Consider the following 13,234-nt stretch of genomic DNA (forward strand, 5'->3'; position numbering starts at 1 on the left):
TTCTTGTGTTTAGAATTTAACATTTAGGCCAAATAATACAGTCCTTGGTCTTGGATAGTAACCTAGGTCGATGCCCGATACCCAACCATCTGTTCCATAGCCGATCTCGGGATCCATCCCATCATATTTGGTGAACGTGAACAGATTTTGACCTTGTACGTAGAACCGGATCTGATTAGCATACTTCCATTTGATCAGCTTCGACAGATCGTAACCTAAGGTCACATTGCTGATCCGAAGAAAGTCTCCATCCTGAATATAAAGGTCTGAAAACTGCCAATTGACATTAGTTTCCGTAACACGGGGGATTGTATTGGAAGTACCTTCTCCGGTCCATCGGTCTAATATTCGTGTGGTATAGTTTGCTTGTTTATTGGCGTGATTGCGGTAGGACTGTACAATTTTGTTTCCAAGGGAACCATAGGCATTCACCGAGAAATCAAATCCTTTATAATCCAGTCCAATATTAAATCCATAGGTAAAATTAGGCATGCCCACGCCCAGATTTGTCTTATCCGAGGCATTGATAATACCATCGTTATTCTGATCTACATATTTCACGTCGCCCGGTTTTACATCCGCTTGAAGGATACCTTTCCCGGCTGTTTTCCAGGCGTCGATCTCGGCTTGGTTCTGGAATAGCCCGTCTGTTTTATAGCCCCAGAAGTAGCCAATGGGTAGGCCGTTTGCGGCACGGTAAAATTCTTCCGAGTTATCGTATAACATGGCTGTCTGTCCGTGGATAATACCATCTTCAGTTGGTATCTGTCCCACCTTATTTTTGTTATAGGCTCCATTTACCCCAAGGCGATACTTGACTTCATTGATCTTATCCGCCCAATTTAGTCCCAGTTCCACCCCTGTATTCTTCACGTCGCCGCCATTGATAAAAGGGGGCAACGTTCCGGTTGTCGCCAAAACAGGCGCTGTAACCAGCCAGTTTTTCGTCTTTTTGACATAAAAGTCGGCAACAACATCCAGACGGCTGTTCGCAAATTTGGCATCAAATCCGATATTGGTCTGTTCGGAAGTTTCCCAGGTCAGATTCGGATTGGATAAGCGGCTCGGATAAGCCCCAGCGATATTATTGTTGCTCGTCCCAAAGACATAATGTGCGCCGGGGTTGGACGATGTAATGCCTGTTGAGGTACTGATGGGGGCCGCATATTGAAAATCAGCGATATCCTGATTACCCACTTGCCCCCATGAAGCACGGAGTTTAAAGAAGTTTACAGCCGCTAAATGTTCTTTAAAAAACTCTTCCGAAGAAATTACCCAGCCTGCCGATACCGAAGGGAAATATCCCCAGCGGTTGCTGCGCGAAAATTTAGAGGATCCATCTGCACGCAATGTAGCATTCAACAGGTACTTTTCCTTATAATTGTAGCCCAGCCGTCCAAAGTACGAGACCCTACGGGTGATGTTCTCAGGTTTTCCAGACACCGTACGCGTTTCGACGACGTTTCCTTTTTCATCCAGGTGTGCCTGGCCTGTAGTATTGTCCAGGTAAGCATGTGCAAAATCATTGAACTGCGAAAGCAGATTCCAGTTGGACCCCGAAAGGTAAGTTCCCTGGTAACGTAGCGATTCCATACCGACCATGGCCGAAAAGCGATGATCCGTATTGATATCAAAGTCATAAGAAGCGGTATTTGTCCAGGTCAGCGTATGACCTTTGCTCATGTTCTGCGAGGTTGTTGTATGATCTTGGTTGTAGGTGTAGATGGAGAAGCGGTATAAGGGCGTAAAACTTCTGTATTCTGAAGCATAATAGTTAAATCCCAGCAATGACCGGACCTTTAGGCCTTTGATTGGTTCGATTTCCGCAAAGATATCGGCCAATAATTTTTGGCCATCATTGGCGTTGTTCGAATTGGTCATCATCACCCCATATGGATTGCTGTCCCCATTGTACCAAGGTGAATTGGAGGTATCATTGAAAGGACTTCCGTACAAGCCATTGTCCGAATACACTGGTGACAAGGGCGAAGTGGCAAACGCACCGCGCAGCGTATTGCTGTACTGATTCCCGACACTGATGCCTCGATTTTTGATGTAGTTAAAGTTGAGGTGCTGACCTATTTTCACAAAGTTATCAAAGAGTTTATGTTCCGAATTCGTACGTAAACCATAGCGCTGATAGTTGGAAACGTCTTTGCCGCCTACAATCCCCTCCTGACCAATATAGTTCATCGATAAGGCGTAGGTGGATTTTTCATTGCCGCCGGTCAGGGCAACATTGTAATTGTCCATTTTTGCATTATCCTTGAACATGTAATCCATCCAATTGGTATTGGCCAGACCGTCCATGCCGTTAAAATCAATCAGCGCGGCCCCCGAATTCAGCGATTGCTCATTCATGATCAGCTTGTACTGATCTGCATCCAGCAATTTTGCTTTACGCGAAACGTTCTGAATACCCGTATAGCCATCAAACGACAGCACATTTTTTCCCGCAGCCCCCATTTTAGTGGTGACCAGGATAACCCCATTGGCAGCCTGCGAACCATAGATGGCGGCCGAAGCTGCGTCTTTCAGTACGTCGATAGATTGGATATCGGCCGCATTCAAGACCGAAATATCCCCTCCCGGAACGCCGTCGATGACATACAAGGGCCCCGAATTACCGATTGTTCCCAGCCCGCGGACGACGACCTTCATATCTGCTCCCGGCTGACCGGAAGTTGATGTAATGGATACACCCGGTGCTTGTCCCTGAAGCGACTGCAGCGGGTTCAATTGATTGCGTTTCTGCAGTTCTTCACCCTCCACCTTCAAATTGGCTCCTGTATTCAGTTTTTTCTTTTGTACACCGTAGCCAATGACCACCACCTCTTCGAGATCGGAAGCTTGCGGCTGTAGGCGGATCACCATATTGGGACCAGTAATTTTAACTTCCTCCGTTTTGTACCCTACGTAAGTAATGGTCAATACAGTCCCTGTGCTGGCTGCAATAGAAAACTTGCCCGATTCATCGCTGCTCGTTGAAATCTTCCGATTCTTTACGCTGATACTCGCGCCCCCGATCGGCAATCCTGAATCAGCCGAAACAACCGATCCGGTGAAGGATTGTGCCCAGACCAAAGAGGTCACGCTGGTCATAACAACGACCGCTATGCCCCTGCTCAACAATTGTTTGCTTATCATATGTCTTGATTTATAAATTGGTTTTTTATTATTTTAATTTGACCTGCAAGGCTTTGCCTGTATAGGTTACCACTGTAGATTTTGCTGATGAAACATCCAGTCCGACGGCATTCCTGTCGCTGACAAAAATGATATTGAACTTTCTTTTGGTCAGCATGCCGTCGAAATCTCCCTGACGGCTGGCCAAAGACAGTATCTGTGCAGAATTGTCATAGCTGAAATCAATGCGGCTATATTTCCCTTTTTCATAATTATAATTGCTCCCTTCGTCTTCATAGAGTGAAAACTGACCGTCTGCTCCGGCATAGATATAAAGATCCAGCACATCCGGCTTTCTCTCGGCCGTATACTGCATGACAGGTCCAATGGGCACTATTGCTCCGGCTCTGACATAAACAGGGATACGTTCGTATGGTGCTGCAATAAGCATATCCTGCCCGCCTGCTACCATCTTACCACTGTATAGATCATACCAGCTGGCTCCTTTTGGAAAGTGTATCTTGCGTGAGGTCGCTCCTTTTTCAGTGACTGGACTGATGAGCAAGGATGGTCCCCAAAGATATTGGTCGTTACTGTCGAATCCATCTTTATCCTGCGGGAAATCCATGGCAAGTCCACGTATCATCGAATAGTCTTCAAAAAAAGTCTTCGCGGCAAGACTATAATTATAGGCCAGTAATTTATACCGTAGATTGATCGCATAGGTCATGCTTTTATAGGCCGGATGATCCACAGGAGCGATATTATACGGCTCGCGGTAGGGATATTGTCCATGCGCCCTGAACAAAGGCAAGAATGCCCCGTATTGGTACCAGCGGCTATTTAGCTCGCGCCACTCCTCCAAGTCTGCCGCATTAGGTTTGTGAAACCTATTTTCAACCAAAAAGCCACCCGCGTCCATTGTCCAATAAGGTGTCCCGGACATCGAGAAATTGATACCACCAGCAATCTGATCTTTCATGTCATGCCATCTCGAAGCAATATCGCCGCTCCAGGCCGCCGCCGCATAGCGCTGCTGCCCTGCAAAAAAAGATCGCGTCAGAATAAATACCCGTTTGTTAGGATCTGTTTCACGCTGGCCCTCATAGATACCCTTGGCATTTTGCAAAGGGAACGCATTATAATAGCGAACAGATGACCCTATACTCGGCTGAAAAACCGATTTACGCTCATCCAGATCAATATTGGAGTGAATATCTGGTTCGCTGGCATCCATCCACCAGGCATCGATCCCAATTTTGAACAGGTTGTTGTCCAACAATTTCCAGAACCCGTCGCGGGCCGCTTTGTTGAAAGGATCATAAAATGTCGAGGTATAGCCCTTTCCGATCCAGTCTTTTCTGCCATCATAAATATTTCGTGGATAGATCCATTTGTTAGCCTTAAATTCTTGGTATACGGAAGACTCTTCATTGATTTTGGGCCAGGCCGAAATCATGATCTTAAAGTGCTGATCATGCAGCTTCTTCACCATGGCTTGAGGATCTGGGAAACGCTTTACATCAAATTTCTGGCTCCCCCAGTCATTTTCAGCCCAGTAAGACCAATCCTGCACAATATTGTCGATTGGAATCTTACGTTTGCGAAATTCAGCTGCGACCGCTTCAATTTCCGCTTGCGTTTTATAGCGTTCTCTGCTCTGCCAAAATCCGAAGCTCCAAAGCGGCATAATCGGTGCCTTGCCGGACAAGTGGCGATAACCTGCAATGACCTCATCCATTGATGCGCCCTGAACAAAGTAATAATCAATGGCATCGCCAGCTTCCGAATTAAAGGAAAATACGTTTTTACGCGCTTCTGGGATAGGGCTCTGCCAGTTTAAGGTAAAATAAGATTCCCCTCCATCTGGTATCCATTCCATTCGGATCTGGTGGATCTTATCTTTCTGAAGGTCTCTCTCAATTTCAAAGGTACCTGCATTCCAGGATTGCCGCCAGCGGTCAGCGACCAGCTCCCCATCAATCCAGACTTTCATATAACCCGAATATTTAAAATGCAGCACATGTTTGCCTGTGTAGGGCGAAGAGAAACTTCCGGCATAGATGACTTTGCTTTCGGCCAGATTTACGCCCTTTGGAAACTTGTGCTGATCTGTTAGGTAGCCATAGTCAATGATTGATTCCGGCCGGGATAGATAAATCTCTTCGCCCTTGTTCCGATTTACATAGGTTGCTGTGAGCCAACCCGGTTCACCTTCTTTTGACTGCAGCTTAAAAGCATTTAGGGGTAATAATGGCCTCACGTCGCCCGCTTTTGTAATGGAGTAATTGTGCCATAAAATACCATAGTTATTGGTAGACAGTAAAAAGGGTATTCCGATTTCTGTATTATATTGCAGCAGCGAAACCTGTTTTCCGCGGTTATAATTCATCACCGCATTCTGATGTTGGCCGAGTCCATAGATCCCTTCTTCCGCATTGACAATAAAGTCTTGGTTAATGTGATAAAATGCATCACCTTGATAACTATTGGCTAAGAAAGAACTGGAATTCCGCTTTGCTTCTTTAAAGATGGATTGCCCCTTAAGATCAAAAAATTCCACTTTACCATTCATCAAAGAAACCACTGCCTGCATATTGGCCGTTTGTACATTTACCGTCGAGTCGGTCGAGCTTACCGCGAGTGATTTTACTTGCCGGCGCAGTGAATCGACGATCACTAAGCTTGTTTGTCCTGGTAAGGCTGCACCAGCCGGAACAGCTGTGACACGCACAATCTTGTCGGTCACGACATCCAAATAAATATCCTGATCAATGGAGGTCTCCGAATTTTTGAAGCTGACCTTAATACCAGAAGGCATTTTTTCATAATGAGCTTTATTGGCTTGGCTAAATCCCTGCTGCACGATTGCGAAGAGCATCAAACCACTTAAAGCGTACGTTAAGTTGCGCATTTAAATAAGATTTATTGGTTATTATATTCCCTTGGTTATTACACGTCCTTTCCTATTGAAAGAACAGATCAAATATAGAATGCAACCGGTTGTATAAGGGGTATGTTTTGTTAACTTTTAGGGGTTATTTTGTTAACTTATGCGGGAATACTCGCGGGAAACACTATCGATAACCCACTTATTTACAAGCTTTTTCGATAAAAAGAAGGCAGGTTGCCAAATGCAGATTTAAAATATTTGCTGAATTGTTTCGGATTTCCGAATCCTACTTCATAAGCAATTTCAGCCATCGATAATTTCGAGTTCTGAACCAGATGCATGGCACGTTTGAGCCGTATATGTCGGATGTATTCCATCGGTGAATAGCCTGTGATGGCAAGCACCTTTTTATAAAGCCCTACGCGGGTGAGGTTCATTCTTTTGGCTAGCAGTTCGACAGAAAGCGAAGAGTCACTGAGATCCTGTTCAATTTCCTTTACCAACACACGGATAAACTGTTCATCAGCAGATACGATATCGGGCTGCGCCAGATTAACGTTGATCTGTTTTTTATACCGTTTTACCAACGTCTGCTGCTGATGGAGTATCTGCGCCAACTTTGAACGCAGTAGACTGATATTAAAAGGTTTGTTGATATAATCTGTTGCACCTGCCTGTAAGGCCTCCAGTTCAATCTTCTGATTGACTACCGCAGTTACAATCAGCACAGGGATATGAACCAACTTAGCCTGGGCTTTTATAAAGTGGCAAAAATCCAGTCCGCTCTCTCCAGGCAGGCTGAGATCCGTGATGACAAGATCGACCTGATGCTTGCTTAGGATCAATTTTGCATCATTAATACTTTGTGCAGCGTGAATTAGGTAGACCGAACTCAGGGTTCGCTCCAAGTAATGAAGGAAGTCAATATCATCTTCCACCAATAAAATAGCGGGTTTATCCTGCTTACTGCTTTCGACGGGATCGGCGCTCGCTACGGCCTTATTTATAGGCAACTGAACATTAAATGTCGTCCAGTGCGCATTGCTACTCAGCCTGATAGTTCCACTCAAGAATTCGACATAGTCTTTGACAATAGAAAGCCCGATGCCTGTACCCTGATTCAGTTTTCCATTTGGCACATCCAGTTGTATGTAACGTTCAAAAACGCGGGCTTGTAAATTTTCGGGAATCGCTATACCCTGATTTTGAACGTCAATACACAGTATCTTTCCTTTTTCTTGTTCAGTGATTTCGGCATTGAATGCCACAATGCCGGATACTGGGCTAAATTTGACCGCATTTGACATCAGATTGAAAATAATGCTTTCCAATTTGTTTTTGTCAAACCAGGACAGATATGTGTCTGGAGCGATATTGACCTGCAGCGAGATCTGATTGCTTTGAGCCATTACTGCAAAGGCATCGAGCTGTTCGCGGATAAATCCCATGAGATCCCCATACTCTTCGTTCAGTTCAAGTTCACTTTTCTCCAATTTTCTAAAGTCCAGCAGCTGATTGACCAATTTAAGCAGGCGGTCTGCATTCTTCTTGATTAAGTTTAGGTCGGCTTTTTTTTCTGGATGCTGTTCTTCATCCAGCAGCTGCTGTGCTGGAGTTAGAATCAAGCTGATCGGAGTCCTGAATTCATGACTTATATTGGTAAAGAAACGTGTTTTCAACGCATCCATTTCCTTTGCCTGTGCAGCTTGTTGCTGAGCGAGGTAAAGTTGATTACGCGTCCTGACACGCAGTTTTGTCAAATAAAAATAAGCCCATAGGACGACTAGTATCAAACCGGCATAAAAAAGAAAGGCCATTGTTGAGCGCCAAAACGGTGGCTGTATATCGATTGTCAAAAGTAGTACACCATCTGACCAGCTACTTGAATCGATAGCATGCCGAATATACAAACTGTAGCTGCGGGTGTCCAGATTGGTAAAACTGGCCCGCATGGTTCCCGGTTCAAAATCAAACCATTCATCACTTAGACCAGCAAGCTGATATTGGTAGAGTCCATTATGTTGCTGTAGGTAGTCAAAGGTTGAGAACTCCAGCGAAATGGCATTGAGGTTGTACGGAAGCCTCAGTTCCTTAAGATCATTCAGGGCTTGATCGTAAATGACCCGGCCCGAAAATTCCTCACCGACGGCTACCCGCTTGTTAAATAAATAGAGATTGGACAAAAGCGGCAAGATCAGTTCACTTTCGCGGCTAATTTTCGCAGGATCAATAAAATTGAACCCCTTTGGCCCACCAAAGACAAGTCTTCCGTCCCGCATTTTTAAAGCAGCGTTTTCATTGAATACATTCCCCTGAAGGCCCAATTCCTGCGTAAAATTGCGGATGATAAACTTCTCTGCCTGCCCTGTACCGACAATCGCCGACAGGCCTTTGTTTGTGGAAGCCCAAACATCACCTTGATCATCGACCAAGAGTGCCAGGATTGCATCGTCGCTAAGCCCATCTTGCTGTGTAAGATAGCTTATTTTCGCACCATCGATTACATGCAGTCCCTCTTGTGTCGCTACCCAAATACGACCAGTTTTGTCCTCTTTGATATCATAAATTAAATCATTCATGAGTTTCATAGGCGAACTAGATGTATTGATATAGGTAATCTTCTCGTCGGGTGTCAACAGTGCCAATCCTGTAGCTGTGCCGATCCAGAGACGTTTTTTTGAATCCTCAAATAAGACAGAGATATAATTGCTGTTGATTGTTTGGCCCTGCCGTGTATATGTTTTCGAAAACTGTTCTGTTTTTTTATCAAACAGGTACAGGCCGGTACTTAGCGTTCCTATCCAGAACCGATGTTGACTATCTTCATAGATCTCCCATACACTATCGTCATTCAATTTACCGGGGGCCGAGTCACGGTGGAAAACCTTAAAACTTTTGCCGTCAAATCGACACATACCACCTCGATAAGTTCCTATCCACAGCCTGTCTTCCGCATCCAGCAATAAGGAAACAATCACGTTGCTGCTCAAACTATTGGGATCCTGAGGATCATGCAGGTATTGCGTAAAGGTTTTCTGACTGATATCATAATAGAGCAATCCCCCACCATTTGTCCCAATCCAGAGATTACCCTTTCGATCCTGTACAAACTTATTGACGTCGTCAAAGGGAAGTGATTTGGGAAGTCCAGGATAGTTCTTGACTAAGGAGAATAATAACAAGTTGGGATGATAATAACTGATGCCGCCTTTGTATGTTCCCGTCCAGATAATACCTGACTTATCCCGATATAAAGCCGTTATGCTATTGTAAGGTAGGCTTCGTAAATCATATTTATCGTTACCGATGATTTGTACACTTTTTGTTTTTTTATCATAAACATTGATCCCACCATGGTCAGTTCCTAGCCAGAGATGCCCTTTATCATCTTGAACGATATTGCCTACAAAAGGATTGGATAGTTCTTTTTGGAGATGTTGAATTGATCCATCTTTCGGGTCAAGCCAGTATACACCGATTGGAATATCCTTTGAGAAGATCCATATGGCCCCGTCCTGATCGGCAAATAGATTATAATTTACCAGCTTATTGCTGATCGGCAATAAGCTAGTTTTGGTACTTCGCAGTGATTTCGTATCAATGTGGCTCAGCAGGCCATTTTCGTAGATTACCCAGATCGTGTGGCCTTGCCCAGCTATCACATCGGCGATTCGGTTGTTCTTGGTCAACGGCGGTACAGTACGATAGGTTTTCTTTAAGCTATCGTACAAGATCAGCGAACGATCGCTATACAATAGTGCAAAGGTCTGCCCTTCCAGCTGTCTTATCGTATGTACGTCTTTGACGGGCAACTTTAAGCGGGTCAGTATGGAATCAAGCTGCTGGACGATAATGCCTGAATACTGATCATACACATTCATCCGGTTGCTGGTACGGATCCATACATTGCCTTCTGGTCCCTCAAAGATCGCGGAAATCGAATTTCCACTCAGCCCGGTACGTTTATTGGCAGAATAGCGAAAATTTGTGAATTGCGCCCCATCAAATCGGCTCAGGCCAGATTCGGTACCAAACCAGAGGTAGTTGTACTTATCCCTGAGTGCGCAATTGACATGATTATGGACCAGGCCCTGGTCAGAAGTTAAGGTTTTAAACGCATACGTATTGACCTGGCTCCAAACGGAAGATTGCCCTAAGAAAAGGAAAAGAAAGAGTTGGAGATACGCGTAAAAAAAAGACTTAAGCTGCTGCATTGGTTATCATCTCCCCAATGATACAAAAATTGAGCAAATACAGCAAATCAAGTTGCTATTCATATAAGCTTTAACATGGTCTTTTGATCGTTTAATCATTATACAACACGCACTATCACCTCTTATCATATTTCCAATATAAAAAATGGCATTATTGAGACAACTATTCTTTATCCCCCTAACCATGTTACCACATTGCGATCATGTTCGTAAGTTAAATCGGAATAATACCATTTTTACAGGGATATAGCTAGGGGTTAACAAGGGTTTACCCCTGTTATACCCCTGTTAACCCCCTGTTATCCCCCTGTTAAACCCCTACTAATAGTAGAACTGGTATAAATTAATTAATACGTTTTGTAGGAAAAATTGAAGATCAGTTTTACAATGAAGCGCTTCCAAAAGATTGCTATTAAATAGCCATGAAAATAGCACTATTCAAACAGCCCTATCAGGCAATAGAATTGCTAAAACCAGATGTTTAGATCTGACTAAAAATTCTTTATTTACCGCTCGAAATAGCAGTTCAAAATACTGGAAACTTACTGAAATTGCTTAGGCCTGTCTTTTTCTGCTGCTCTTGCGGCAATCTCATCAATGCGTTTTTTGCGGGTATCTGGTCTTTTGGCGAGAACAATCCATTGCAACATCATTTTTTTGACGGATTTACTCAATCCAAGAAAATAATCTTTTGAACCAGCGTAATGTTGAAATGCTTCATCCAAATCCTGGGGAATAATTAATTCTTCCACACTGTCCAAAATTGACCAAGAACCATTTTCTTGTGCTATTTTTATGACCTCATGCCCCGCTGGAGTCATCAGATTCGCATCGATTAGTTTTTTAACTTTTTCTTTGTTAATTTTAGACCAGGTACTATTGGGTTTTCTTCGGCTAAATAACTGCATAAACGAAGTATCATCAATCGGCCTCCTCGTGCTATCAATCCAACCAAAACACAATGCTTCATCCACAAGTTCTGTCCAGTTGACCACCGGTAAATTTGATTTTTTAGTATTACAGATCACCCAAATTGATTGTGCTATGTGATGATTGTTCTCAAGCCAAAATCGCCACTCTTCTTTTGTATTCACGTAAATAGTGACTCTCTCCGCCAAATTCTGTTTGATCATTGATATAGTTTTTTAGTCCTTACTGGTATGGATAAAATTTGTCTATTGTGAAAATACGTTTTTTTTGAATACTAGTCATCCATGTTTTGCACAACAACGACCAGCTTGTCCTATAGACAATATCAGCCCGCTGCTCTATTTCCCATTTTTCCTCACTTGCCAAATGATTATTTTTCGTAGGCGCCAAGTCGATAGCGTCGAATAGCGTAAAAAAACCAGCAACAGCCAATAATGGTAATTAAAGTCAAGCTAATCAGGATTTTCTTTATCATACGTATTTATTTTTGCATTTCGTTTCAAATAATAAGCCCTTAAAAAAATTACAATCAACACAGAAGTTAATCCCGAGACCAGAAAAGACGAAAACTGGAAAATAGCTTCACCAAACACTTTACTGTCGCCAAAACACTGTACTGAGTTTCCCCATATATCAGTGCCCATAGCCCCCTCATAAATACATTTCCGACAAGCCCAATATTCGGGAAGTATAATTCCGAGATAAATTGGCACCAAAATACCATAACAAGTAAGCAGAATAATTGTTATTGCACGATTCAATTCCATATGATCTATATACCTAAACCTTTTATTCGTTAAACACCACAATCGCCAATTTACAGTATTACAATAGCTAAAAAATCGATAGTTTATAAGTGTTGGCAATCATTTATAATTCGTTAGCGATCCATCAATTTACACAAACGTTTGTGTATTCAATTTACTTGAATCTCTAACTTATTCTCAGTATACTCGTGATAACATTATAATCAATTACCCAGAACGGCAGCTCAAAAAATAGACTAAACAGACAGTAAAAACAACATTACCGGAATACGGACTAATATATTCTTATAGCAACATATTTTAAAACGCTAAAAAAATGAAACAGATTGGCTTAAAAATCAAACGGGAATGGAAGTTTCTTTCCATATTCGTCATCTGCTCTTTACCCGGCTTATTCAGCATGGCACAATCCAACACACCGGTCCTCCGTATCGGTATCATGGCCGATATGCAATACGCAGACAAAACAGACCACGGTAGCCGTTTCTACCACAATTCGTTAATGAAGGTCGATACGGCTGTAGACTTCTTCAATCGCAATAAGGTCGATTTTTCATTGATTCTTGGCGATCTTGTCGACGAAGGTCCAAAAGATCTAACTATACTGTTAAAACATCTCTCCCCTTTAAAAAAACCGACTTATTGTCTACTTGGAAACCACGACTATGTCAACGTATCCAAACCAGATCTTTTGCACACTACTTTTGGGATGCCAGCTAAATACTACGCATTTACAAAAGGGAAATGGCGATTTGTTTTCTTAAATACGAATGCGCTCAGTGAATATGCCACAACGCCCAATTCAGCAGACCAACGTGAATGGAAAACCCTGGCGGATAGCCTACAGACAAGCGGAAGGAAAAATACGCAACCCTGGAATGGCGGAGTTGACCGTAAACAACTCGAATGGTTACAAAACGAACTTGCCCAAGCGCGGAAAAACAAAGAGCATGTGATCGTATTGACACATCATCCTTTATTGCCAGAAAACGGCTATGAAACACTCAATAACCAGGCGGTTCTTGATATACTATACAAATTCCCCGAAGTTAAGCTGGTACTTTCCGGTCATAATCATAAAGGCAATTATGTAATGGCAAATAATATTCCTTTTGTAACCATGGAAGGTATGATCGAAACAGCTACCAGCAACGCCTATGGACTTTTGGAACTCTATCCGAAAGAAATCAAAATCAAAGGCCAGGGTAGACTCAGTTCAAGAGTTTTTAAATTATCATCCAAATAGGGCTCAATCGGGTGATTAATAAACTCACCATAAATGAGATTTAAATAAAACACCCGCA

At 43.0% G+C, this 13,234-nt stretch carries 6 protein-coding genes; 1 reads left to right on the top strand and 5 read right to left on the bottom strand.

Going from position 1 to position 13,234, the window contains the following annotated elements:
• Nucleotides 1–9 precede the first annotated feature (9 nt).
• The 5 genes from M2419_RS25365 to M2419_RS25385 all read right to left on the bottom strand — a co-directional run bounded on the left by M2419_RS25365 (nucleotide 10) and on the right by M2419_RS25385 (nucleotide 11,930).
• Nucleotides 10–3,147: a TonB-dependent receptor gene (locus tag M2419_RS25365; protein ID WP_259255845.1), complete on the bottom strand. Its 3,138-nt coding sequence runs from the start codon at nucleotides 3,145–3,147 to the stop codon at nucleotides 10–12.
• A gap of 28 nt (nucleotides 3,148–3,175) precedes the next feature.
• On the bottom strand, nucleotides 3,176–6,040 hold the full coding sequence (locus M2419_RS25370; RefSeq protein WP_259255846.1) for a TIM-barrel domain-containing protein: 2,865 nt from the start codon (nucleotides 6,038–6,040) through the stop codon (nucleotides 3,176–3,178).
• Between the two features lie 182 nt (nucleotides 6,041–6,222).
• Nucleotides 6,223–10,233 (bottom strand): two-component regulator propeller domain-containing protein, encoded by a 4,011-nt coding sequence (locus M2419_RS25375; protein WP_259255847.1) that lies wholly within the window; start codon nucleotides 10,231–10,233, stop codon nucleotides 6,223–6,225.
• A gap of 542 nt (nucleotides 10,234–10,775) precedes the next feature.
• Nucleotides 10,776–11,366, bottom strand: coding sequence for a YdeI family protein (locus M2419_RS25380; protein ID WP_259255848.1), 591 nt, complete (start codon nucleotides 11,364–11,366; stop codon nucleotides 10,776–10,778).
• 249 nt (nucleotides 11,367–11,615) lie between these two features.
• Entirely contained in the window at nucleotides 11,616–11,930 is a 315-nt protein-coding gene (locus tag M2419_RS25385; protein ID WP_259255851.1) for a hypothetical protein, read from the bottom strand.
• A gap of 316 nt (nucleotides 11,931–12,246) precedes the next feature.
• On the opposite strand from M2419_RS25385, the gene M2419_RS25390 reads away from it, so the two are divergent.
• Nucleotides 12,247–13,176, top strand: a complete 930-nt coding sequence (locus M2419_RS25390) for a metallophosphoesterase (protein WP_259255857.1) — start codon at nucleotides 12,247–12,249, stop codon at nucleotides 13,174–13,176.
• Nucleotides 13,177–13,234 lie beyond the last annotated feature (58 nt).

It is taken from the genome of Sphingobacterium sp. BIGb0116 (assembly GCF_024808035.1).
Taxonomy (GTDB): domain Bacteria; phylum Bacteroidota; class Bacteroidia; order Sphingobacteriales; family Sphingobacteriaceae; genus Sphingobacterium; species Sphingobacterium paramultivorum.